General features: G+C 31.4%; 16 protein-coding genes and 6 pseudogenes. 20 read left to right on the plus strand and 2 right to left on the minus strand.

The features are described from left to right. Window positions 1–738: 738 nt before the first annotated feature. The 6 genes and pseudogenes from AD998_08515 (at window position 739) to AD998_08540 (ending at window position 3,334) form a co-directional block, all read left to right on the plus strand. Window positions 739–1,149: pseudogene (locus tag AD998_08515) on the plus strand (hypothetical protein). A 12-nt stretch (window positions 1,150–1,161) separates the two neighbouring features. Further along, a complete protein-coding gene (locus AD998_08520; GenBank protein ID KOY86187.1) occupies window positions 1,162–1,653 on the plus strand; it encodes a hypothetical protein in 492 nt (163 codons plus the stop codon). After that, window positions 1,650–2,048, plus strand: coding sequence for a hypothetical protein (locus AD998_08525; protein KOY86188.1), 399 nt, complete (start codon window positions 1,650–1,652; stop codon window positions 2,046–2,048). Before AD998_08520 ends, AD998_08525 begins: the two co-directional genes overlap by 4 nt. A gap of 37 nt (window positions 2,049–2,085) precedes the next feature. Next, complete coding sequence (locus AD998_08530) at window positions 2,086–2,370, plus strand: hypothetical protein (protein ID KOY86189.1); 285 nt, start codon at window positions 2,086–2,088, stop codon at window positions 2,368–2,370. 79 nt (window positions 2,371–2,449) lie between these two features. Further along, a complete protein-coding gene (locus tag AD998_08535; GenBank protein ID KOY86190.1) occupies window positions 2,450–2,722 on the plus strand; it encodes a hypothetical protein in 273 nt (90 codons plus the stop codon). 147 nt (window positions 2,723–2,869) lie between these two features. After that, the gene (locus AD998_08540) at window positions 2,870–3,334 is read left to right on the plus strand and encodes a hypothetical protein (GenBank protein KOY86191.1); all 465 of its coding nucleotides are present in this window, start codon (window positions 2,870–2,872) and stop codon (window positions 3,332–3,334) included. 138 nt (window positions 3,335–3,472) lie between these two features. Here the strand turns inward: AD998_08540 and AD998_08545 are convergent. Next, a pseudogene (locus AD998_08545) lies at window positions 3,473–4,930 on the minus strand (hypothetical protein). A 153-nt stretch (window positions 4,931–5,083) separates the two neighbouring features. Then, complete coding sequence (locus AD998_08550; protein ID KOY86192.1) at window positions 5,084–5,302, minus strand: hypothetical protein; 219 nt, start codon at window positions 5,300–5,302, stop codon at window positions 5,084–5,086. A 340-nt stretch (window positions 5,303–5,642) separates the two neighbouring features. On the opposite strand from AD998_08550, the pseudogene AD998_08555 reads away from it, so the two are divergent. The 14 genes and pseudogenes from AD998_08555 to AD998_08620 all read left to right on the plus strand — a co-directional run bounded on the left by AD998_08555 (window position 5,643) and on the right by AD998_08620 (window position 25,824). After that, a pseudogene (locus AD998_08555) lies at window positions 5,643–9,263 on the plus strand (hypothetical protein). A 638-nt stretch (window positions 9,264–9,901) separates the two neighbouring features. Beyond that, window positions 9,902–10,198, plus strand: coding sequence for a hypothetical protein (locus AD998_08560; GenBank protein KOY86193.1), 297 nt, complete (start codon window positions 9,902–9,904; stop codon window positions 10,196–10,198). Window positions 10,199–10,234: 36 nt separating this feature from the next. Next, window positions 10,235–10,687: a hypothetical protein gene (locus AD998_08565; protein ID KOY86194.1), complete on the plus strand. Its 453-nt coding sequence runs from the start codon at window positions 10,235–10,237 to the stop codon at window positions 10,685–10,687. A 54-nt stretch (window positions 10,688–10,741) separates the two neighbouring features. Further along, window positions 10,742–12,517, plus strand: a complete 1,776-nt coding sequence (locus AD998_08570; protein KOY86195.1) for a hypothetical protein — start codon at window positions 10,742–10,744, stop codon at window positions 12,515–12,517. A gap of 43 nt (window positions 12,518–12,560) precedes the next feature. Further along, a pseudogene (locus AD998_08575) lies at window positions 12,561–13,619 on the plus strand (hypothetical protein). Between the two features lie 119 nt (window positions 13,620–13,738). Continuing rightward, window positions 13,739–14,848, plus strand: coding sequence for a hypothetical protein (locus tag AD998_08580; protein ID KOY88118.1), 1,110 nt, complete (start codon window positions 13,739–13,741; stop codon window positions 14,846–14,848). Between the two features lie 213 nt (window positions 14,849–15,061). Further along, window positions 15,062–17,248 (plus strand): annotated as a pseudogene (locus AD998_08585) (hypothetical protein). A gap of 549 nt (window positions 17,249–17,797) precedes the next feature. Next, on the plus strand, window positions 17,798–18,226 hold the full coding sequence (locus AD998_08590) for a hypothetical protein (protein KOY86196.1): 429 nt from the start codon (window positions 17,798–17,800) through the stop codon (window positions 18,224–18,226). Between the two features lie 12 nt (window positions 18,227–18,238). Then, window positions 18,239–19,378, plus strand: coding sequence for a hypothetical protein (locus AD998_08595; GenBank protein KOY86197.1), 1,140 nt, complete (start codon window positions 18,239–18,241; stop codon window positions 19,376–19,378). 13 nt (window positions 19,379–19,391) lie between these two features. Further along, entirely contained in the window at window positions 19,392–20,072 is a 681-nt protein-coding gene (locus tag AD998_08600) for a hypothetical protein (protein ID KOY86198.1), read from the plus strand. A gap of 28 nt (window positions 20,073–20,100) precedes the next feature. Next, entirely contained in the window at window positions 20,101–20,964 is an 864-nt protein-coding gene (locus AD998_08605) for a hypothetical protein (protein KOY86199.1), read from the plus strand. Between the two features lie 186 nt (window positions 20,965–21,150). Beyond that, window positions 21,151–23,358 (plus strand): annotated as a pseudogene (locus AD998_08610) (hypothetical protein). Window positions 23,359–23,893: 535 nt separating this feature from the next. Then, window positions 23,894–24,316, plus strand: coding sequence for a hypothetical protein (locus AD998_08615; GenBank protein KOY86200.1), 423 nt, complete (start codon window positions 23,894–23,896; stop codon window positions 24,314–24,316). After that, window positions 24,313–25,824 carry a hypothetical protein gene (locus AD998_08620; GenBank protein KOY86201.1) on the plus strand — a complete coding sequence of 504 codons (1,512 nt, stop codon included), beginning with the start codon at window positions 24,313–24,315 and terminating at the stop codon, window positions 25,822–25,824. The genes AD998_08615 and AD998_08620 overlap by 4 nt, the downstream gene beginning before the upstream one ends. The last annotated feature ends 12 nt before the right edge of the window (window positions 25,825–25,836 follow it).

Consider the following 25,836-nt stretch of genomic DNA (forward strand, 5'->3'; position numbering starts at 1 on the left):
AACCAAGGAATAGACAAAGGTTTAGATGAAATAGAAGGCCTTTTTAAGAAGAAACATAAAAAAGAAGAAACAGAAGATAAAAAAGTAGAGATTAAACATAAACAAGATACAACTCTTTCTTCTGTAAAAATTACAGACTTTCAATTTTACTCTGATTTTGATTTTATACCTAATGAACAAGTAATAGTCTTTGAAGACTTTGAAAATAACCCAATAGGGCTATTACCTGCCAGTTGGAGTACAAAAGCAAAAGGATCTGTTATTTCTATGAAAGATTTGCCTTATAAATGGTTTAAGATGCAATCAAGTGGAGATTATGAAAGTAAATATTTACAAGATTTACCAAAAGAGTTTTCTATTGAAATGGATGCTATTTGTTTAGATAATGTAGGTACAGGTGAAACTGGATTATCTTTTAATTTTATTAAGAATCTCCCACTGACTTTCAATAAAACTAAAAATGATTTGACAACTTATGTTACTCTACACCCTGGGAAAAAACAAACAGCTTTTCTTTCTATTGATGAAAACAAAAAAGAATTAAATAAAAGCTCTAAAGAACAACTAAAATTTATCGAAAACTCAAGTAAAATAAATAAAATATATATTTGGAGGCAAAGAAGCAGACTAAGGATTTATATTGATAATGAAAAAATATGGGATGTTTTGGATGCTTTTCAAGAAGGAATTACCTATAAAATGATAATTCAACAAAATTTTGCCTGTGATAATTGTGGAGTTGCAATTAGTAATATTATTTTCTCCAAAGACAGACCAAATGTTTATAATAAACTAATTCATGAAGGTAAATATACCACTAGAGGTATTCTTTTTGAAACTAATTCAGATAAAATAAAGCCAGAGAGTTATGGTGTTTTGAAAGAACTTGCACAAATTATGATAGACAATCCTGATCTAAAAGTGAAAGTTATTGCCCATACTGACTCAGAAAATGGAACTAATACCAAGACAAATTTAGAACTATCTATAAAACGTGCTCTCATGATAAAAAAGGTATTAGTAGATGAATTCAAGATAAATAATGTGCGTATTGAGACAGATGGATTAGGGGATTCTAAGCCCTTAGAATCTAATAACACTACAGAAGGAAAAGCAAATAATCGTAGAGTTGAATTTATTAAACTATAAACAATTATAACAATGGGACTATTTGATTTTTTATTTGGGAAAAAAAATAATAAAGAAAGTGTTTACACACATCTTGATGAAAATAGTTTTCAACAGGGTTTAAATGTTGAAAAAGCTCAAAAGATGAGAGAAGCTTTTCTTGCTGTCATGACACAAGATGATGAAGATAAGGCGTTTAATGCTGCTTCTGGTCTTATGTTGAAAGGAGCATTTAATGAGACTATTGAAGCTTATCAAGAGTTAGCACAAAAATACCCTAACCGAAAGGGAGATTGTGAGAGTCAGATAGGTGCTGCTTATCATTTTCTGAAAAAGTATGATAAAGCAATAGAATATTATATTTCTGCTGAAAAAAATGGAGCTGACCAAAGTATGATGGATGATAATATTTGGGAGGCTTGTTTTGCTGCTTATAAAGCAACAGAAGATAAAAAGCATATGAAACAATACATTGAAATTCGTCCTACAGGCAATTATGTAAAAAAAGCAAATAAATTCTTATGAAAAAAATATTATATATATTGATTCTGTCAATTTTAATATCTTGTGATAACAAGGCTGAATATAAAAAAAATGGAATATTGGTAGATGCCAATATTTCTAGAAAAGAAAAACTACGTAAGAAAAAATACACTCAGTATGCTTTCTATGTAATGTATTTTACAGATCCCAGCAAAGCAAACCCTAAGCCCAAGGATACAATAAAAAAAACAAAAAATGTAGATGAAATTTTAGAGAGTATGAGTATCAAAAATATGGAGTTTGGTGAATTTCAAGGAAGGCATTTATATGTAGATAAAGAAGATTTTGATAAGTACAATGTAGGAGATAAAATTAAAATCTATTACTTAAAAAATGATTGTACACAAATAAAATTAAAAGAAGACGTAGATGAATAATAATTAAAATAATTTAACAATTTTAAACCCGAAAAACATGAAAAAATCTCTTTTTTTAGTCGCTATAGCTATGTTTCTAAATGTAGCAGATGTTTTAGCAGCAGTAACAATTCGTTATTATAACAAAGACTCTAAAGTTCATACCATGAAAGTTTATATGAATGGACAAACCAAAGAAGTCAAGTTTAGTGGTTCTACAACAGCCTCTGTAACTATTCAGGGTAGTGGAAAAAAATGTATTATAGAAACACCTTGTGGCAAAATAGAAGTAAATGATGGAGATAAAGTGGAAATTAAAAACGGATGTATCAAAATAAATTAAATTGTAAATGAACGGAGAAGTATTCTAAATGCTTATTTAGGATACTTTTATTCTGTAAACACTTAATTTTATACATATTATGGAAAATTTTTTAAGTATAGGAGGAATGGCTCTCATGGTAATTAGTGGCTTGGGTATAGTTTATTATGGATTTTTCTGGCTTTTGGCTATCTCTGGACAAGCTGGAGCTCAAATGAGTAAAGGAACTCAGTTCGAAAATAAGGATACAGATGTAAACATTGCTCAAAATAAGGTGTTTATGAAAGACTTACAAGGTAAAATATTCAGGGGCGTTATTGGTTTTGCAGTAGGAGGAGTATTATATCTAATTTATGAGGCTATATACAAGTGATAGTCTATAGAGTACAACATGAATCTATATAGTTAAAATCTTTATATGAGATTATTTTTTTTTGTTATTTTAGCGATAATGTCAAAATTTGGATATTCTCAAAGCGTGTTTGAGATGAATTTATCCAAAACTCTAAATGAATCCCATATGGGATTATGGACAAATGGAGACTACAAAATTTATGTTGAATTAAGCGTATTGGAAGCAGATTTTCGAGATGTATATAAAAGCTATATAAATGTAAGTACAAATCGAAAAAACATGGATACTGTTACAGTAAACCTTTATAAAGCTACTGCTGAAAGATATTTGTTTGTTGCTGAACAATTGAAAGTGGCAAAAAATGGATTTGATTTAAGGAATTTAGTTATCTATTTTGGATTAGATAATGAACAACAAAATAAAGGAGATTCATTTATTGTTGAAAGTTATATCAGACAATTAGTGGAAAGAGGAAACGCTGCTTTATTTTATAAAGGAAATCGTATTTTTACATTAAAAAAAATAATGCAACTTGAAGGTACAGGAGTAGGCTTCGGATACGAAGTTCGGATTTATTTTGATAATGCAGAGAATTACGCTTTCAAATATTACATACATAATAATTGGTAATGAGCTTCTTAGTAAAATTTTATGATTTTTGTAAAAATTAATGTCATACAATTTCTAATTTTCATGTTTAATGTCATAGTTTAAAACAATCTTACATTGTGGTAAAATTTTTTGTAACACCTCTATATCAAAGGGTTTATAATCAATGTGTAAATATCTTAAATGCTTTAGTTCCACAAGGGACTTGGGTAGTGTAGTCAAGTAGTTTTTCCCAATATACAAACGGTTTAAGTTCTTAAGTTGAGCAATCCATTCAGGTAATTTTGTTAATTTATTGTCATGCAGGTCAAGATGAACAAGTTCCTCTAATGTTTTTAAACCTGTTGGTAATTCTTGTAAGCAATTGCCTTTTAAATTTAGAACTTTTAATTTTTTTAGTTTAGAAAAGCTATCTGGAAGGGTTTTTATCCTGTTTTTTTCTAAAAATAGAATATGCAATGCATGTAAATCTCCAAAGCTTTCAGGAAGATACTCCAAATGATTATACATAAGATGTAATTCGTGGAGAGAAGTCAAATTACCAAAGTTTTTGGGCAAAGTTTGAAGGTGATTTTTCCCTAAATTGAGAAAATATAAATGTTTTAGTCTGGTAAAATTCTGAGGTAAATATGTCAGCTTATTTCTTTTCATATTTAGTTTGACTAACCTTTTTAATTTATCAATACTCTCGGGAATGTTGTCTATAAAATTATTTTTTACACTCAAGGATACTAATTCTTTATTGATTTCATTGATTTCTGGTAAAGATTTTATATTATTTGTATGGACTTTTAAAGAATACAGTTTATCCAATTCAAAAATATCTAAAGGTAATTCTGAAAGTTTATTGCAACTTATATTGAGACGACTTAGTTTTTTTAAGTTTTTGATGTTTTTAGGAATATTTCTGAGTTTATAATTAGATAGCTCGAAATTTTCTAGGTTTTCAAGCTCTGAAAAAGATGGAGGCAATTCACAAATAGGATTGTCAAATACAGATAATGATTTTAATTTCTTTAGATTGCCAATTTTTTCAGGCAAAATAGATATTTTATTGGAAGATAATTCAAGGTATTCTAAATTAATAAGGTTACAAATAACCTCAGACAGATGGCTTATTTTGTTTTTATACAAAAAAAGGAATTGTAAGTTAATAAGACTACCAATGGTTTCAGGCAAAACGTTTATTTCATTACCTCTTAAATCCAACGATTTTAAATTAATAAGATTCTCAATAGTTTCGGGTAGGAATTTTATTTTATTCCATGATAAGTTAATATCTATTATATTAACAAGATTTCCAATAGTTTCAGGTAAACATGTCAGTTGATTATCCCATAAATCAAAATGTGTTAATCTTTGTAGATTTTCAATACTTTGAGGGATTTCTGTAATTTTATTTAGTCCTATCTCCAAATATTTTAAGTCTTGTAAATTTGTTATGCTCTCTGGAAATGATGAAAGAAGATTATGATGAATGCGTAAATTTTTTATTTTTTTGAGATTTCCAATGGTTTCAGGAAGTGTAGATAAAGAAGAATCTGATACATCCAAATATGTTAGGTTATCTAAATTTTCTATTTCACTTGGTAAAGATGTTAGGCTTTTATTTTTTTTTAAAACTAGTTTTTTAAGATAATACCAACTATCAGGAAGCATCTGTATCTCTGTTTCATGTATTTCTATTTCTTCAAAATCCTCTATCAAACGAGTACTTTCAGGCAAATATGTAATTCGATTATGGTCATAACGATTAGAACACAGATACAACTATTTATTTTTCAATAAATAGTCTAAAGCACCTTTATAAAAAAAAAGCTTGCTATCTGATAACCACTCTATCCATTCTTTTGCATCTTCATAATTGTATCCAAAATGTTCTTTGAAATAAATAGGATAATTTTGTGCCAAAGATAAACCTAGTGCTACATTAGATTTATCTCTACTACAGATTAAATCTACAATATTTTCAAACTCTTTATTCTGCATGATTTTCCCTTTTTTATATTAATGTCTAAATTTAAGGTTATAGAGTTTTTCTAATCCTAAAATGTTAGTTTTTGTAAGAGAAAATGAGTAAAGTATAATTGGGGCTTCTAAACTCAGTTTTATATACGCATACTCATAATGTTACATAAAATAGCTGAATATCCATTTTCTTTATAAAATAAATTTAATATGGATATTTATGATTTATAAAGTTTTTATAGCAACATTTTTTTGTATATTCTTTTCACCCAAGCCTTTGTTTCATAGTCAGCCTTTTCTCAAAAAGTTGAATACTGAAAATAAAAGCAATATACAAATACCTCTTCTTAATACCATTAATATAAGCAAACGTGATATAACTAATACAGATACCACAAAAAATGGAGATTGGTATAAAAAAGTAATTAATAATATTCAAGACTCTCAATATCATATTCATCAAGATTCTATTAACAATACATATTATTCAGTTAATACACAACATGGTTTCAGAGCTAAATATAATCCTTCAGGTTTTTTAATAGAAGATCAATTTAATAAATCATGGAGTATGTCTTATCATATTCAAGGGGTATTTTTTAATGATGAAATTAAATCAACACCATCGATACCTTGTTATCAACATGTTTATGGAGATAGTTTACAAATAGGATATGAAGGCTGGACGATAGAGTATATTAATGATAAGAAAGGGTTAAGACAAAATTTTATTATTGAAGATAATTTGGGAGCAGGAGAAATAAAAGTAAAATTATCCATAGACCCTCATACAAAAGTTTATAAAAAATCTGATAAAGAAATTCATTTAAATACAAAAAATCATACAATCGTTTATAAAGATTTATGTGTTTGGGATGCAAATCGCAAACCCTTGGATGCTTATTTGGATGTTAATAGTCAAGATATCAGTATTATAGTGGATGCTTCGGATGCTACATATCCTATTACAATAGACCCTTTATCTACTTCTCCAGATTGGGTTGCTAATGGAAATCAAATAAATGCTCAATTTGGTACAAGTGTAACAAGTGCAGGGGATGTCAATGGAGATGGATTCTCTGATGTAATTGTGGGAGCTACTTTTTTTGATAATGGAGAAGTTGATGAAGGGAGAGTGTTTGTTTATCATGGTTCTGCAACTGGACTCTCCACAACGCCTAACTGGACTGCTGAATCTAACCAAGCAGGAGCAGAGTTTGGTTTCAGTGTAGCTACAGCTGGCGATGTCAATGGAGATGGATTCTCTGATGTAATTGTAGGAGCAAATAGATTTGATAATGGAGAAGTTGATGAAGGAAGAGTATTTGTTTATTATGGCTCTGCAACGGGACTCTCTGCAACGCCTAACTGGACGGCTGAATCTAATCAAATAGATGTTTTATTTGGATGGAGTGTAGCCACAGCTGGCGATGTCAATGGAGATGGGTTCTCTGATGTAATTGTGGGAGCTCCAATTTTTGATAATGGAGAAGTTGATGAAGGTCGAGCATTTGTTTATCATGGCTCTGCAACAGGCCTCTCTACAACACCTAACTGGATGGCTGAATCTAATCAGCTTGTTGGGAACTTTGGATGGAGTGTAGCTAGTGCAGGCGATGTCAATGGAGATGGATTCTCTGATATAATTGTAGGTATCCCTCTTTTTACAAACGGAGAAACTTATGAAGGACAATCACATGTTTATTATGGTTCTGCAACAGGCCTTTCCACAACACCTGATTGGACTGCTGAATCTAATCAAGTATGGGCACAATTTGGTATAAATGTAACTAGTGCAGGTGATGTAAATGGAGACGGATTCTCTGATGTATTAGTAGGGGCAAATGGTTTTGACAATGGGCAAGCCAATGAAGGAAGAGCATTTGTTTATCATGGTTCTGCAACAGGCCTTTCTACAACACCTAACTGGACGGCTGAATCTAATCAAGCCAATGCAGAAATGGGAATTTATGTATCAAATGTGGGGGATGTCAATGGAGATGGATTCTCTGATGTAGCAGTAGGGGCTTGGTTTTTTGATAATGGAGAAGTTGATGAGGGGAGAGCATTTGCTTATTATGGTTCCGCAACAGGCCTTTCTACAACGCCTAATTGGACTGCTGAATCCAATCAAGCCAATGCAAATTTTGGAGTGAGTGTCTCAAGTGCAGGCGATGTCAATGGAGATGGTTACTCTGATGTAATTGTAGGAGCTTGGAATTTTGATGATGGAGAAGCTAGTGAAGGAAGAGTTTTTTTATATTTTGGGTCTCCTAATACACTTTCATCTAGTGCTAATTGGGTTACAGAATCTAATCAAGCCAATGCAAATTTTGGTATAAGTGTTTCAAGTGCAGGCGATGTGAACGGAGATGGATTCTCTGATGTAATTGTAGGAGCTTATAACTTTGACAATGGGCAAACCAATGAAGGACGAGTATTTGTGTATCATGGTAGTTTAACAGGGCTTTCTACAACACCTAATTGGACAGTTGAATCCAATCAAGCCAATGCTTTTTTTGGAATAAGTGTAGCTAATGCAGGCGATGTCAATGGAGACGGGTACTCGGATGTGATTGTAGGATCTCATTTTTTTGATAATGGTCAAACTGATGAAGGACAAGCTTTTGTGTATCATGGTAGTTTAACTGGGCTTTCTACAACACCTAATTGGACAAGAGACAGCAATCAGACATCAGCCCAATTTGGATATTGTGTAGCTAATGCAGGCGATGTCAATGGAGATGGATATTCTGATGTAGTTATAGGGGCTTATCGTTATGATAATGGAGAGACTGATGAAGGGATTGTTGCTCTATATTATGGTTCTGCAACAGGCCTTTCTACCTTTGCAGATTGGATAGTAGAATCCAATCAAGTTAGTGCATTTTTTGGATTTTGTGTAGCTACAGCAGGCGATGTGAATGGGGATGGATTCTCTGATGTAGCAGTAGGGGCTTATAGTTTTGACAATGGTGAAACAAATGAAGGAAGAGGTTTTGTTTATTATGGTTCTACAACTGGGCTTTCTACAACACCTAACTGGACTGCTGAAAGTAATGTAGCCAATGCATTTTTTAGCAATAGTATTTCTACAGCAGGGGATGTCAATGGAGATGGATTCTCTGATGTAGCAGTAGGAGCTTGGGATTTAACAAATGGGCAAACCAATGAGGGCAGAGTATATGTTTATCATGGTAGTTCGACAGGGCTTTCTACAACACCTAATTGGGTTACAGAGTCCAATCAGGCTAATGCAAATTTTGGTCAGAGTGTAGCAAGTGCAGGGGATGTCAATGGAGATGGGTATTCTGACTTAATTATGGGAGCTTCTGGTTATTCTAATGGACAAACAGAAGAAGGGAGAGCTTTTTTATATCATGGTAGTTCAGCAGGGCTTTCTACAACACCTAATTGGACAGCTGAATCCAATCAAGCTAATTCATTATTTGGCTATAGTGTTTCGAGTGCAGGGGATGTCAATGGAGATGGGTATTCTGATATCATTATAGGAGCTTATGAGTTTGATAATGGTCAAACTAATGAAGGACAGGTATATATGCATTATGGGAATAATCAAATAAATAGGCGTAGTAATCTGCAATTATATAATGATGACTTGACTAATCTCATGAATCAAAGTAATGTAAACTCTACTACTTTTGGTATTGGTTTATTTGGGAAATCATTTTTAGGAAGAGGAAAAGGAAAATTAGTTTGGGAGGTGAAACAGCAGGGTCAGGCATTTTCTATGAATCCAATCACCAATAGTACTTTATTTTCTGATAAACAAACTACGTTTGCTGATTTGGGCATAGCAGGCTTAGAAATGAAAAACATAGTTTCAAAAATTGGTAAGCAGAATAAAGTAAGATCTAGAATTGAATATGATAAAACTACAGCTATTACTGGACAAGTACATGGACCTTGGCGATATACATCGGATTATTTGAGAGGTCATATTGCTCATGACAACACACCCTTACCTGTTCATTTGATTATATTTACTGTTCAAGAAAATAATTGTGAGGTTTCTTTAAATTGGATTACTACACAAGAAATCAATGTTCATAAATACGTTATAGAAAAAAGTCAGGATGGAATGATATTTCAAGAAGTTACAACATTGGATGCAAAAAACCAAACAGATAGAAATTCTTATAGCTATCAAATGCCTCAAAAAGAAAAAATAAATTATTATCGTTTAAAAATAGTAGATAAAGATGGTAAAAAAACATTTTCTATGATAAGGAGTTTACAAACTTCATGTATCAAAACAGAAATACTTATCTATCCTAATCCAATTACTCATCAGTTATTAAGTATTGATAGCCCAAAAGAATTAATATCTGAAATACACCTCATATCTATGTCAGGAGTCTTGGTAAAAACATATCAGGTTCAAGGAGATAAAATACAAATTCATCTTAAAGATATATCAAATGGAGTTTATATTATAAAAATATATGATTCTCAAAGACAGATAATAGAAACAGAAAAAATAGTTTTAACAACAAAATAAACAATATAAAATTTATTCTAAAATGGCTTGATGTAATGAGCTTTATATCTAAAATACTTGAGACATTCCATACCAAAACGATTGAAAATTGTTTTAGTATGGAAAACTATGAACTAGTATTGAGATACTTAGAATTCAACTTTCAAATCATGAAAATAAAGAGAGAGTTTATAGATGGCTACGAGATAAGAATTAATAAAAATATAGAAATAGAACTTATCAATAAAATTGATTATATAATACTTTGTGTTTCTCCAGATGGATCATTTATAATTATGACTACTAACCATGAAAAAGATAATAGATTCATCACTGATCAGGCGAGTAAGGTTTTTTGTGGTTTAGTACGTAAAGCTATTATTTGGGATAAAAGACAAAATAAACATATTAAGTAATTTGTTAAAAAATACAGATTAAAATAAGAAAGATATATGACAAATAAAGATTTTTATGATAAGATAAATAGCATCAATACAGGTAATAGCAGATTAGATGTGTATTATGAGGCATTGCATGAACTGATTGAAGCATATCAGTTTTCTTTTCTTACTTGGGAGGCTCTTGTTGAGATATTGTCAATGGCTGGTCAGATAGTGACTCATAAACCTATTAATATATTATCATTAAATAAAAACACATTTATATCTGATGAGGAAATGGATGATGTAAATAAATTAAAAAGATTCTTAAAAGAAGAAATATCTTATATACAAAAAAATGGAATACCTCAAGACTCATACTTCAATTGGCATATCAGTATCATACTAGAAAGAGGCGTTACTTGGATGATGATGGAGGGAGATGATGATGTTTTTGAACTAACGGGGTATCCTACTTGGGCTACACTTTTATTAATTATAGAAATGGGTAGAGAATATGAATGAGTATTCACCCATATACTAATTTTTACTTTACATTCATCGAAACAGTCCTAAATCATGAATCAGGAAGAGTACATGGGTATATTGAATGAAAAATTTACAAGTCAAGTATCCCTAGAAGCAGACCTGTTTGAGTTTTTACAATTGCTTTATGTAACATGTTTACAGAAACACCAAGAAAAACCCACTTATACCGTTTTTATGGAGTGTCTGATGGATGCATACGTTTCTACGGAAAGGTTTACAGAGGAAGCATTTGCAAAAGTTATCCAAGAGAATGAAGAAGCTTTTAAAAAGCCAGATGAGGACTTTTATATGCTCTTACACTTCATATCCTCAGAAGAGACTTTTTGGCATAATCGTCGGATTTCTTGTTTTAGTGAAACGCTATCAGAGGATTGGCATCATTTTTCTTGGAACATATCATATATTTTTTATGGTACCATATACGATTTTTTAGCTAAACCTAAAACAAAGAAGCTATTTACCCAAAAAAATGTCTGTTGGAAAGATTTTATAGAACTCATTCAATTACTCATTATTCCTATAGACACAGTTTTACTTTGCTCCAACTCGGCAGAAGACACTCTAAATTATTTAAAAAAACATGATAATTTGTATGTTACTGATAAAACAATTGGTTTGTATGCTTGGGTAGCTACTAAATGGAGAATGGCATATCTGCCGTGGAGATATAATATCCATGATTTTGATGATTTTTTAAATTATAAAGAATTTCTAACTCATTTTTATTCTAAATGCCAAGCTTTCATCGCAGATTGGAGAGAGAAAAGTTATAATTATGGTGAAAATCCTGAAAATGTTCGTTATGAAATTTATCACAGGATTTTTCAAATACTTGAAAAGCAGTTATCTAAAGAAAAAACATCAGCTATTCTAAAGGCAGCACAATTGTTTGATATTGCCTACCCAGAGCAATATGGTATTGGAAATGCTGATGGAACTTTTTATGATGAAAATATAGAAAAACTTACCCATAATTTTTATCCATATCGGGAATATTTTGTGGATGCTCTTTTAGAGTCAGAGTTGGATGTGTTACAATATGAATGGATTACAGTTACACAAGTGTTATGGCAATATTATCGATGGACTACCAACTATACTCGTTATCAAAAGATTCTCGAGACTCTTGAGTATTTATTTGAGAAAGCAATTACGTTATCCCATGAAGATATTCATTATATGAGTTTTAATGGAAAAACACCTAAAGGAGCCATCAATTTCTATTATGCAGAGTTTTTATACTATCAGAAACAAGACTATGACCAAGCATTGAAATATTATGAGATATTTGTCAAGCTGGAACCCCAATTTTTACCAAATAATCTTATTGATTTTTCACCTTATTTTATTGATAAGCTTATTTATCCTATTTCAACACAAGAAGCTCTCACTCAAATAGCTAAAATTTATCTACTCAAGGAAGATTTTGAAAAAGCAAAAACTTATGTAAAAAAAGCTATCAAAATGAGAAGCAATAATTATCAGGCTCCTTATGAAGTATTGGCAGAGATATATGAAAAACAAGATCACTTAAAATTGGCGATTGATGCCTTAAACAATAAAATAAAGGCAATGGAGCAATCCATAATCATCAGCAATTATTCAAAACCAACAACCATACTTTATTATACCACCTACGACCCTCTGTACAAGGATTCTATATATCATAATCATTCTAAGAAGGTTAATTTTATTTATGATTATTATTTCAAAATCTCAGAGTTGTATAATTGGTTGGGAGAATCTGAAAAAGCGGGAAAAGCCTTAAATGATGGAAATAGATTGAAAAAGAGAATGAAAATTTAAAAAATGAGATGATTATTACATGAAATCAGATTTTAAGAATTTGCTAGACAATCCTTTAGAAATAAAAAGGCTTGATTTGTCTAACAGAAAATTAGATAAAATACCTAAACAGATAGAATTATTCAAAAACCTTGAAGAATTAAATTTATCTGGAAATAGATTTCAGGAAATACCTCAAGAAATTTATAGTCTTGAGCAATTAACAAGATTAGACCTCTCTCATAATCAATTGAAAAAGTTATCTTCTAAAATAGGTTTACTCAAAAATCTTGAAAATCTAAACTTATCTAACAATCAATTAAGAGGCTTACCTCAAGAAATAATACTACTTAAAAGCCTTATCACTCTTGACTTGTCTTATAACAAACTTCAAGCCATGCCTTATAAAATATGTAATTTGGAGTCATTAAGTAATTTAGATTTGTCTCATAATCAATTGGAAGAAATATCAATTGAAGAAATAATTAGTGTATATACTATTGAGAATCTGTATGCTTTAGATGTACCCTTTAACGAAAGTAAGGTTTCTAATTTAAATTTAGGATATAATCAAATAGAAAATTTGCCTTATGAAATAGGAGGTTTAACTTTTCTGCATTATTTAAATTTAGAACACAATCAGTTAAAAAGTGTGCATTGGGCAATAGGTAATCTTGTAAATTTAAGTGAATTAAATTTGCAAGATAATCAAATAGAAAGTCTGCCAAATGAAATAGGGAACTTAGAAGTATTAAAATCTTTGGATTTGAAGCACAATTGTTTAAAGAATATACCCATTGAAATAGGGAATCTTAAAAAACTTCATCATTTAGATTTACAATATAATCAAATAGAAGACTTACCAAATGAAATAGGGAATTTAGAGGAATTAGATAGTTTTTATTTATCACACAATCGTTTGAGATATATTTCTGCTACAATTGGGCAACTCAAAAAACTAAAAATCTTGGATATATCTTACAATCAACTCAAAGAATTACCTGTTGAAATACAAGAACTGAAGAATGTGTTTTTATTCTTAAATCGTAAACAAGCCCGAAAACTTACCAAAATAAATACTTTCAAGTTTAAATTTATAATATGTAAGGATATAAAACTATGAAATCAGATTTTAAGAATTTGTTAGAATTATTATATAGTAATAACAAAGAAAATTTAAACTTGGCTTTAGAATTGGCCCAAGCTTACTCATCAGAATTAGAGGAATATTCAGGTTATAACATAGAAGACTATCATTTTATGATCAACTGGGTATGGAAATGGATGCCAGAAGTGGAAAACCCCTTAATAATAGAAAAAATTGTTGTGTCTTGTAAAAGACTAACTGAAATACCTAAGCAGATAGGTTTACTCAAAAATCTAAATATCATAAACTTTTCAGGTTGCAGGATAAGCAGCTTGCCTACTGAAATTGAAAAACTTGAACAATTAAAAACATTAGTTCTAGAAAATAATGAATTAAGAATTCTGCCTGATACAATTGGGAATCTTAAAAAATTGAGTTATTTGAATGTAGACCGTAATCAGTTGAAGGAATTACCCTCTGAAATAGGGAATTTAAAAGAACTAACTTTCTTGAGATTAGATAAGAATGGCCTAAGAAAAATTCCAGATGGAATAATGCAACTCAAAAAATTAGTTAGCTTAACATTAAGATATAACCAAATAGATGAATTGCCTGCTACAATCGGGAATCTTAAAAAATTGAGTTATTTAGATTTAATGCATAACGAATTAAAAAAACTCCCTTCTGAAATAGGAAATCTGAAAAAACTCAAGGTGATTTGGCTATCTCACAATCAACGGGAAACATTACCACCCACAATAGGCAACTTTGGTAAACTGGATAGCTTGTACTTATCTCATAATCAAATCAAAACATTGCCTGCTGAAATAGGGAATCTTAAAAAACTAACAACTTTAGATATACCTTATAATCAATTGAAAAGTTTACCTTCTGAAATAGGGGCATTAAATCAGTTAAAGCACTTAAAAATGTGTTATAATCAATTAGAAGAGCTACCTGTTGAAATTGGGAATGTTCAAAAGTTGAATTATTTATATTTATCTTATAATAAGTTAAAATATATACCTGCTACAATTGGAGGACTCAAAAAACTTATCCGTCTAGATATATCTTTCAATCAATTGAAAACCTTGCCAGTGGAAATAGGAAATCTGAAGAATTTGACCTTGGACTTAAATCGTAATAAGCTGGAAAGCTTGCCAGAAGAGGCTCTTCTGAACTTGTATTCTGTATACATAGGAAAACGAGCAACAGTGAAAATCTGGTCCAAAGAGTTAAAAAAGAGTGGTAAAATTATACGTTAAGAATATTGAAAAAATTAGAAAAAAATAAATTCAAGAGCATCTTTTTAAGATGCTTACTCATTTCTTGCAAATATTAAGATGATAATGTTATAAACTAAACTTCTCATACACACACTCAAGATGTTGTCATATACAGCCTACATATTTATAAGTTTGGTGAAAACTTTATAATCTAGTATGTATATGAAACGAAAAAATTATCTTATTGTATTAATGAGTCTCATTTGTATGGGCTTTTTTAATCAACAGGCTTGGGCACAAGCTGGTAGTAATGACGCAACCTTCAATGTAGCTGATAATGGAAGAATATTTGGTAATGTTTCTAGCATTATCCCTCTATCAAATGGAAAAATTTTAGTAGGAGGGTATTTTAGAGATGGAATAGCTCGTCTCAATGCTGATGGTACAATAGATAACACTTTTAATGTTGGGACTGGACTTTCTGGATATGGTATTAAATTAATATTACAATCTGATGGGAAAATTTTAGTAGGGGGGTATTTTATAAGCTATAATGGTATATCTCGAAATAATATAGCCCGTTTGAATGCGGATGGTACTTTGGATAATACATTTAATGTTGGAACAGGATTTAATGGGTCTGTGTATAGTGTAGCCCTACAATCAGATGGGAAAATTTTAGTAGGGGGATATTTTACAAGCTACAATGGAACAGCTCGAAATAATATAGCTCGTTTAAATCCTGATGGTACTTTGGATAACTCTTTTAATATTGGTACTGGGTTTGATACTGGGGTAATTGCTTTAGATATACAGTCAGATGGAAAAGTTGTAGTTGCAGGAGATTTTACAAACTATAATGGAACATCCCGAAATAGAATGGCTCGCCTAAATGCTAATGGTACTTTGGACACTGGTTTTACTACTGGAACAGGGTTTAATAATCAAATTTCAAGTTTAACTATTCAATCAGATGGAAAAATATTGGTAGGAGGATATTTTACCAGTTACAATGGTAATACAGCCAATTACATTGTTCGTTTGAATACCAATGGTAGTTTTGATAATACTTTTAATAATGGAGGTTCTGGATTTGGGTCAGGTGTTCGAGGTATTATCCTCCAACCAGCAACCAATTATGTATGGGTAGCAGGAGGAATAACATACAATGGCACATCAGTAGGTGGTTTAGTGAGACTTAATGGGAGTACAGGAGCTATTGACAATCCTGCAAGTATGGGAAGTGGTGGTAGTAGTGGAAGTACTAGTACACTTGCATTTCAATCAGATGGAAAAATTTTGGTAGGAGGTAGTTTTGCAAGTTATAATGGAGCTAATTACAAGTTTGGTCTTGTACGTTTAAATGCTGATGGGTCTTTAGATAATACTTTGAAAAATAATACAGGTATTCATGGTGATGGAGGTACTTCTGTGAAAGTACAATCTGATGATAAAATTATTTTATATGGCTCTATTAGCAGTTATAATGGAATACCTGTAAATAGAATAGGTCGTTTGAATCCTGATGGTATTTTGGACAATACTTTTAATATTGGGACTGGCTTCAATCAGTCTATTTCAACACTAACTCTTCAATCAGACGGAAAAATATTGGTAGGGGGTAGTTTTACAAGTTATAATGGCACACCTGTAAATAAAATAGCTCGTTTAAATCCTGATGGTACAATAGATAATACTTTTAGTACAACTGGTACGGGATTTAACTCTCGTCCTAACGTTTTTGCTATTCAATCAGATGGAAAAATTTTGGTAGGGGGATCTTTTGATTCTTATAATGGGGCAACCCAAAATTATATAGCTCGTTTGAATGCCAATGGTACACTCGATAATACCTTCAATATCGGAACAGGGTTTGATTATTCAGTAGATGTGATCAGCCTTCAACCAGATGGTAAAATTTTGGTATCTGGTAGTTTTAATGATTATAATGGAACTGCTTGCAGTGATGTAGTTCGTTTGAATAGCAATGGCAGTTTAGACAATACATTTAGTCCTACTGGTACTGGATTTGATAGTGCTCCTCGTGTTTTTCTTTTTCAATCAGATGGAAAAATTTTGGTAGGAGGTATTTATGAATATAATGGGGTTGTTTATAATGAACTGGCAAGATTAAATGCTAATGGTACAATAGACAATACTTTTAATATTGGTACTGGGTTTGATAACTCAGTATATGATATAAGTTTTCAACCGAATGGAAAAATTTTGGTTATGGGAGGCTTTACGAGTTATAATGGTACTCCAAGTAATGGATTAATTCAACTAAATCCAAATGGTACTATTGATGCCACTTTTAATGCAGGAATTGGATTTAATGATGATGCTTATAGCTTAGGTGTTCAGAAAAATGGAAAAATTATAATAAGTGGAGGTTTTTCAAGATATAATGGTGTAGCCCGAAATGGCATAGCACGTATCATGCCCAGTTGTCCAAGTAGCGTAAGTTTATCAGATTTACCAGTAGCACCCTTATTACAACCCTACAATCAAACAATCACCCAAAATGGCTTAAATGGAAATATTACATGGTCTGTAAATGGTACATTACCTGCTGGTTTGAGCCTGAATACCTCCACAGGTGTTATTTCAGGTACACCCACAACACCTGTTACCTCTGTTTTTACTATTCAGGCATCAAATGGTGCATGTAATGTTTCTAAAGAATACAATTTTGTGGTAGATCCTATAGCAGGCATAGACTCAAAAAATCAAATAGTAGAAAAAGTATATCCCAACCCTAGTCAAGATAAAATCCAGATCGATTTTAAACAAAGTGGTGTTCATAGCTTTAAAATGTTCAATAGCTTGGGTAAGGTAGTGAGAGAAGGTAAAACAGAAAGTACAAACATCACACTAGATATTACCTCATTACCTCAAGGTGTATATTTCTTAGAAATATCTGGAGAGAAACAAACTATCAAAATTATCAAACAGTAGTCAAACATATTCACATTTAATATATACATTATGAAAATCAGATCATTGATATGGTTATTTGGTATGAGTATCTTATTACTCACCAGCCAATGTAAAAAGAAAAGTAGTAATCCTAGTCTAAGCCCCAAAGGAGTTTGGAGCATCACAAATGTGAGTTTTGAAATAGGAGGGGCTTTACCTAACAGTTTGTCTGGTTTGGTAGGAGGAACAGCTAATTTCACAGATAAAGATTATGAGTTGAAAGATAATGGAGGAAATGTGGTAGAATCAGGGACTTATGTTTATACAGCCAGTAGCAATAGTTTACAGATGAGTCCTTCTGCTGTGTCTGTATTTCCCAATCAGTCAAATCCTTATGTATTGAGTAGTCTGTTAACTTCAAACTCATTGGAATTGAAACTTAATATTGCTGCTGCCTCAAAACCTCAGTTTAATCTAATCTTATTACTCAATAAATAATAACTTACAATTATGAGAAAAGAATTTAAAATATTCATTTTAGCTATGTTTTTGATGGGTTGTGCTATTGTAAATAAAGCACAACCTACCAAAAAGGGAGATGACATTGTCTTAAGCCCTGCCGATGAAAGTAGCCCAGCCAAGGGGCAAATCAAAACTTTTTGGAAAAATATAAAGAAGTTGGAGGAAATGCCTAAAGAGAAATATAATACAATGGGCAGTTATGTTCAAGCAGCTCAAACAGCTATCAATAATATTAAGATGAAGGATAAAAACTATAATACAGCATCTTTAGAAGCTGAATTAAAGAAATGGCAGGGGCAACATGAGAAACAGCAAACAGTGATAGTAGATCAACGTCATATGCTAGTTGAAACCTCAGGTAGTTTATCAAGACTTTTTGATAGAAGTAATGACAAAGCTTTGAAATATAGAGGAAATAAGCCTGAAGAGTTTGAAAAATGTAATAAGGAAATAGCAGAATATAAAAATGATTTGGCACAATTTCTAGCTATGGAAAAAGACCCCAGAGTAATGAAAGATTCAGCATCAACAATAAAAAGTATTACAATTAGGTATTTTAGTAATTTGGATGAGGAAATTAAGGGATATGAAGAAAACTTGAAGTTCTATACTCTGGTCAATAGCTTAAAGGGATATATTCAAGAAATAACTATCCATGAAACTTATATAGATGCTGCAAGGCAGGTTTATCCCAATAATACCACATTTGCAAATGGGTATAAAAAGATGAAAGAGTTGACTTCTAAAATCTCAAAAATAAACTTAGAAACTTTTACCAAAGAAAATAAAACCAGACTTTTAAAAGAGGCTCGTATGCCTGCTGCCATAACAAGTGATCCTGCTATAGAACAAGAGTTTAAAATTGCTTTTGGGAAATTAGGGTTTGCTGGTGAGAAAATTATCAAAGTAAACTTGACAAAACATGATTGGCTTGTCAATAGAAATGAGTGGACAAGTATAATAGAAAATCGTACTAGAAAAGCTGCTGTTGCTGTAAAAAAAGCAGATGGTTCTTGCCAAATTTATGTTATGGAAATTGGGCAACAATACTTAGGTGGTTCAAGTTATGGAGCTTCTGAAACTGTAAGGTTCTCAGATTATCCCATCCTTTGTGAAAATGTTAAATAATCTATAAAAACCTATGGCAATCAAAATAAAATCTGTAAAAATGAACCCCATTGAATTGGGAAATGGTGCAAATGGTAAGGCCTTCGGATATTTTAGGAAATATTCGCTTATGAGTACCAATGAAAATGCAAAAACCTTAAGAGAGCTGATGTCGGGACTTCAGATACTTGTAGACTTAAACTCGCTTGAAGTTCCTGATGAGGATAATCAATGGCTTTATTATGAGCAAGATGGAAGCTATGCACCCATGCCAGAGTCTTTAAAAAAAGAGTTGATAGAAAAATATAAAAAATATCTAAACTTCACTCTTGACTTAAAAAATCCTATCATAGATGAAAGGAAGAATATCTTATTTTCTCAAAAAAACGAAATGGAAATTAGTTTTAACTATGATAAAAATTATGGTGAAGACGATCCATTAAGTGTTTGGAAAGAAGTAGATATTCGAGATCTTGATGGATTAGAGATATCTAAATCGGAAGAGTGGAGCAATTATGATAGAGATGAAAATGGTGAATATTTAGGATTAGAACAATATTGGGATGAAAAACATGGTAAAAGACCTGATTTTGATGCAGAAGCCTTGTGGCCACATAAAGGACCTAAAAATTATATCAATGGTTTTTTACCAGGGTATATGATCAATTTCAGTTTTACTTGTGAGCTAGAAGGTGAGATTTTAGAAGATGCTTAATATTATCATATAAATTTATATCATAAATATGTCAGAATTATATAAAGATCAAGGAATCTGGAATGAATTTCATGGAAAAAACGTAGGAAAAATTATATTTTCCACAGAAAAAATATTAGCAGATAATCCCAATCCATCTTTTGAAAAAACATCTTTTCGCCTGAATGAATTTATAAGGGGGCGAGTCTACTTGGATAAAAGTGTACTCAATATCTATAAAACATTAGAAAGTAGTGGAGTATATCCTTCCAATACTTGGTACGAAACAGATATTGTTTTGTTAGGATACAGAATACTCATAAATGATGTAGAAAAGGCTGTATTTTCAGTGAATTTTGCCAGAACACCTAGTGCAGAAATATGGACAACTTTTTATTATGATTTTGTCCACATGGATAAAATGAACTATTGGGATTCTCCTCATCAATACAAAGATGTAGATTACTACTTTAATACATTATTAAGAAATTTAGAGCCTGATGAATATTCTGTAGGAATAGAATGTTTTCTGCCTTCTCCTAACGGAAGTTTTCAAAGTGAAAGCATAGCTAAAGGTTCATTTACTTTGAAATTTAATAAAGAAGATAAAGACCATTGGGTGCATACATTTGGGGCTAATCATTATGAATATATGGTTCATTCATCTACGGAAAATGAAAATAGTACAGATGACACAGTTCAGGCTAATTATGTTACTGTGATTAACTGGTCAGGAAAAAGAATTGATATTGAAGTCTGTGAGAAAGGACAAAGTTATGGAAAAACAGATTTCATTCATGACAATGCTCGTAGCGAATATCTAATGAATGTAGGAGATACTATTAAATTAAAGGAGAGCAGAGTTATTATATATACACATACAGCCAATAATCGTGAGTTTATAGTCAAATAATGAAACATGAATTTTATATGACTTCTAAACAGTTATTATCTTTTGATAATAGCTGTTTTTTTATAAACTAATATTCTCCTTAACAAACTCAGTATGTTTATTAAGATTCTGAGCATATCATATTTTTGTTAAAAAATTAATAATTATATGAAACAGAAACTTTATTTATCATTTCTAGTAAGCTTGATGTGCTTATTAAATTTCCAACAAAGCTATGGACAAGCTGGCAATAACGACCCTACTTTTAATGTAGCAGATAATGGTATATCTCTAAATGGGACAATCTATGGATTGGCTACACAGTCTGATGGAAAAATATTAGTATTAGGTAATATTATGGATGGTTTGGTTCGCCTCAATGCAAATGGTTCGTTTGATAATACCTTCAATATTGGAACAGGGTTTGAAGGAGGAAGTGATTTATCTGTGGTTAAAGTGCTTTCAGACGGGAAAATTCTTGTTGGTGGTGAATTCTCAAGTTATAATGATACATCTGTGAGTCGAATAGCTAGAATCAATACAGATGGCAGCTTAGACAATACCTTCAATATTGGCACAGGATTTAATGGACCAGTTACTTCTATTGCTATACAATCTGATGGAAAAATGGTAGTAGGAGGATATTTTACTAGTTATAATGGTAATGCAGTTAGCCAAATAGTTCGTTTAAATGCTGATGGTACACGAGATAACACTTTTGCTACAACAGGTACAGGGTTGAATGATGGTATTCAATTGGAATCTATTTTTATTCAGAGTGATGGAAAAATTATAGTAGGAGGAACTTTTACGAGTTATAATGGTAGCTCTGTCAATCGTATAGCTAGACTCAATACAGATGGTAGTTTAGATAATACTTTTAATATTGGGACTGGTTTTAATCAATATTCTGCTTGTCTTGCTCTACAATCTGATGGAAAAATATTGGTAGGTGGGGCTTTTACGAGTTATAATGGTAGCTCTGTCAATCGAATAGCCAGACTCAATACAGATGGCACATTGGATAATACTTTTAATATTGGGACAGGATTCAATAATTTTATTCAGTCTTTGACATTACAATCTGATGGGAAAATACTGGTAGGTGGAGGCTTTACTAATTATAATGGTACTACAACCAATCGAATTGCCAGACTCAATGCTGATGGTACGTTAGATAATACTTTTAATATTGGGACAGGCTTTGATGTAAGTGTTTTTGATATTAAAATTCAATCAGATGGAAAAATATTGGCTGGGGGGATTTTTAATCGTTTTAATAATAATCCTGCATCAATTTTGGTTCGCCTCAATGCAAATGGTTCATGGGATAGCTTACTCAATACAGCTTCAGGAGTAAGCCAAAGTGTAAGACAAGTAAAAGTGCAACCTAGTGGGAAAATAATAGTAGCTGGAGGGTTTCGTCTTTTTGGAAATGAAGCTCGAAAGTTCTTAATGCGTTTAAATGCTGATGGTACGCTAGATAATACCTTTAATACTGTTGGGTCTGGTTTTAATAATTCTTTTTCTAGTTTTATAATACAACCAGACGGAAAGATTATAGGAGTAGGAGGATTTACAGATTATGATGGCACATCTGTGAATCGAATAGCACGACTGAATGCTGATGGCACTCTCGATAATACCTTTAATGTAGGAACTGGTTTTAATCAATTTGTTCGTAATATAGCTTTACAACCTGATGGAAAAATAATATTAACTGGAAATTTTACCGAATACAATGGTACAAGTGTAAATTATATTGCCAGACTCAATACAAATGGTACTTTAGATAATACATTTAATATTGGGACTGGTTTTGATAATCAAGCTGAAGCAATAATAATTCAGTCAGATGGAAAAATATTGGTAGGAGGAAGTTTTACCAGCTATAATGGTACTGCCAGAGAATTGATAGTTCGTTTGAATGTAGATGGCAGCATAGACAATACTTTTAGTGTTGGAACAGGATTCAACAATTCTCCTACAACTTTCGCTCTTCAAAAAGATGGAAAAATTATAGCAGGAGGGTATTTTACTACCTACAATGGTAGCTCTGTGAATCGAATAGCCAGATTAAATACAAATGGTACACTCGATAACACTTTCAACATTGGAACAGGGTTTAATAATGGTGTTAGAGCTATCACTATTCAGTCAGATGGAAAAATACTGGTGGGTGGTGAATATTTTACTACTTATAATGGTGTAAATATTAGTCAAGGAATAACATGCTTAAATTCAGATGGTACACGAGATACAAATTTTAATGTCAATGCTTTAGGAGTTACAGGAGGCATAGAAACAATAGATTTACAACCAGATGGAAAAATTATAGCAGGAGGATATTTTTATGCTTATAACGGAGTGGCTAGAAATAATTTGGTAAGAATTCTTCCAAGTTGTCCTAACTCTAATAATGTAGTTTTTTCAGATTTACTAGTTGCTCCTTTGTTACAACCTTATACCCAAACACTCACTCAAAATATGTTGGGTGGTATGCTCTCTTGGGCTGTAACGGCTGGTACATTGCCTACTGGTCTGATTCTCAATACTTCAACAGGTGTTATTTCTGGTACACCAACTTCTCCTGTAGCTTCAAATTTTACCATTCAGGTATCTAATGGAGTGTGTAGTGTTACCAAAGAATACAACTTTATTGTTGATCCTATTGCGGGTATAGACTCAAAAAATCAGATTGTAGAAAAAGTATATCCCAATCCCAGCCAAGATAAAATCCATATTGATTTAAAGCAAAGTAGCAATTATAGTTTCAAATTACTTAACAGCATGGGTAAGGTAGTAAAAGAGGGCAGAATAGATGGTTCAAATCTCACTTTGGATATTGCCTCATTGCCTCAGGGAGTGTATTTCTTGGAATTATCAAAAGAATTCTCTCATCAAGTAATTCGAATCTCTAAAATGTAGAAAATTATTAAATCTTAAAATTATGAAAATGAAGGCTTATTTTTTATTTGTTTTAATTGTGTTTTTTAGTGGATGCCAAAAAGCTAAACAAGAAGATACAAAAATTATATCTCCGAAAGGCAAATGGAGTATATTGAGTATTACTAACAAAGCAGGTGTTACTCCACCAAATATGAGCGATATGATAGGAGGAGTTGCCGTTTTTACAGATTTGGACTATACATTGAAAAATAAAATGAACGAAGATGTTGAAAAAGGCTTGTGGAGTAATCAGACATCTAATGTTTTTTCTATTAAACCACAAACAAATACTGTTTTTAGTAATTCAAGCAGTTCTTATAAATTTAGTATCACTGAGTTGACAGGCTCTACAATTCAACTTAAAATTAGCCTTAATAAAGCTAATGAACCAGAAAATAACTTATTTATACAGCTAACAAGATGATTTTATTCACTTCGCATAAAGACTATTCTATCCTATTGATCATGTTAGTTTTAGCATTATCAATGGGATATGCTCAAAAAAAGGTACAAGTGAAAATTACAGATGAAAATATCAATACAATTACCGATTGGCGAGATTTAGGTAGTACAAGAAAAATAGCAGGTAACAGGAATTGGCTTAGAAGTATGATTAAAAAGTTGAATCGCTATGAAAAGTACGATTCAACTTTTTTAGTAAAACTTGTTGATTCAATAGCATCCTTAAAAATGAATGAATCATTTTACTTTTTAGCGGATTTCTGTTGTCGTTATATAGATTATAATAAAAGAACTGAACTTTCACGCATGGCATGGATTGTGAACCGATATGGAGGTTCAAGAGCTTTAAATAAATATTATTTAAAAGATTCCATAGATTACAAGAAAGACCCTATTACGTTTCATGCGGAGGTTTACTATGCCATTCGAGCCAAATATGATATATATATGAGTTGGTCTTATTATTATAAAACCATCGAAAAACCTGTTGAAATATATATTCCTAAGGATGTTAAAAAAAGGTTAAAATATAAGCCTGACTGTGATAGTATATTTAAAACTGATAATCAAAATATCAATGATATTGATACGCCTTGGCAGTTTATGTTTTTAAATAATCCTCCTATTACAAAATTAGATACACTTGTATATCAGCTTACAGATGTGAGTACCCTTCAGAATAAAAACAGAGATTCATTGTATTACAATAACATTGTTCGTCAGATTGTAAAACTCAAAACTCCCGAGTCGTTTTGTCTGGTGTATAACACGCTTTTCCGCCCTATTGTTATAAAAGATTTGAATCCGTTCAATGGTTTGTGTGGAATGATGAGTTATTATGGAGGCTATCAACTTGTGAATGAATACTATTTTAATAATACTATCAATGCTACAGATACAACAATAGATAAATATCATTTTTATGGAAAATTATTTCAAAAAATGAGAGTCTTAGAACCTGAATGTTATTATTGTACGCCTCTTTCTCAAGAGCAGAAGATGATTCAGAAAATGAAGGAGATTGCTTCTAAACATATGGATAGAAAAATTACCAGAATTATTAGAAAAAATAGCAGATTAAAGAAATTTGGTGGAATCCTTAAATCTCATATTACATTTGATAGCATTCGAAGAAGAGTAGAAAGATTAAAACATGTAAAAGATGTTTTTTATGATTATTGTCAAGAAAAAATACTTCTTTACCCTGGTTATATGACTTTAGGAGTGTTGTTTACAGAAAATGGCATAGAAGTAGAAAAAGGTTATATTATTCAGGTTGGGAGAACTCGACATACAAGATTACGATTTTTTGGATATAATACATGCATCCCTATTCCAAAACTAAAAAGTACTGATAAACTTTTATTAAGAAAGATTTATTATGCTCCTAATTTTATCAATAGAAATAAACAAATTTGTGAAGATGCAAAAGAACAACGAAGACAATACAATATTGATGACTCAAAATAATAAATGTATAAT

The organism is bacterium 336/3, from assembly GCA_001281695.1.
Lineage (GTDB): Bacteria > Bacteroidota > Bacteroidia > Cytophagales > Thermonemataceae > Raineya.

Bases quoted from the DNA above. Each gene is read 5' to 3' on its own strand.
- AD998_08595 (KOY86197.1), top strand. From the start codon at position 18,239: ATGAGAAAAGAATTTAAAATATTCATTTTAGCTATGTTTTTGATGGGT.
- AD998_08550 (KOY86192.1), bottom strand. From the start codon at position 5,302: ATGCAGAATAAAGAGTTTGAAAATATTGTAGATTTAATCTGTAGTAGA.
- AD998_08605 (KOY86199.1), top strand. From the start codon at position 20,101: ATGTCAGAATTATATAAAGATCAAGGAATCTGGAATGAATTTCATGGA.
- AD998_08620 (KOY86201.1), top strand. From the start codon at position 24,313: ATGATTTTATTCACTTCGCATAAAGACTATTCTATCCTATTGATCATG.
- AD998_08535 (KOY86190.1), top strand. From the start codon at position 2,450: ATGGAAAATTTTTTAAGTATAGGAGGAATGGCTCTCATGGTAATTAGT.
- AD998_08600 (KOY86198.1), top strand. From the start codon at position 19,392: ATGGCAATCAAAATAAAATCTGTAAAAATGAACCCCATTGAATTGGGA.
- AD998_08590 (KOY86196.1), top strand. From the start codon at position 17,798: ATGAAAATCAGATCATTGATATGGTTATTTGGTATGAGTATCTTATTA.
- AD998_08570 (KOY86195.1), top strand. From the start codon at position 10,742: ATGAATCAGGAAGAGTACATGGGTATATTGAATGAAAAATTTACAAGT.
- AD998_08540 (KOY86191.1), top strand. From the start codon at position 2,870: ATGGGATTATGGACAAATGGAGACTACAAAATTTATGTTGAATTAAGC.
- AD998_08525 (KOY86188.1), top strand. From the start codon at position 1,650: ATGAAAAAAATATTATATATATTGATTCTGTCAATTTTAATATCTTGT.
- AD998_08520 (KOY86187.1), top strand. From the start codon at position 1,162: ATGGGACTATTTGATTTTTTATTTGGGAAAAAAAATAATAAAGAAAGT.
- AD998_08530 (KOY86189.1), top strand. From the start codon at position 2,086: ATGAAAAAATCTCTTTTTTTAGTCGCTATAGCTATGTTTCTAAATGTA.
- AD998_08565 (KOY86194.1), top strand. From the start codon at position 10,235: ATGACAAATAAAGATTTTTATGATAAGATAAATAGCATCAATACAGGT.
- AD998_08615 (KOY86200.1), top strand. From the start codon at position 23,894: ATGAAAATGAAGGCTTATTTTTTATTTGTTTTAATTGTGTTTTTTAGT.
- AD998_08560 (KOY86193.1), top strand. From the start codon at position 9,902: ATGGAAAACTATGAACTAGTATTGAGATACTTAGAATTCAACTTTCAA.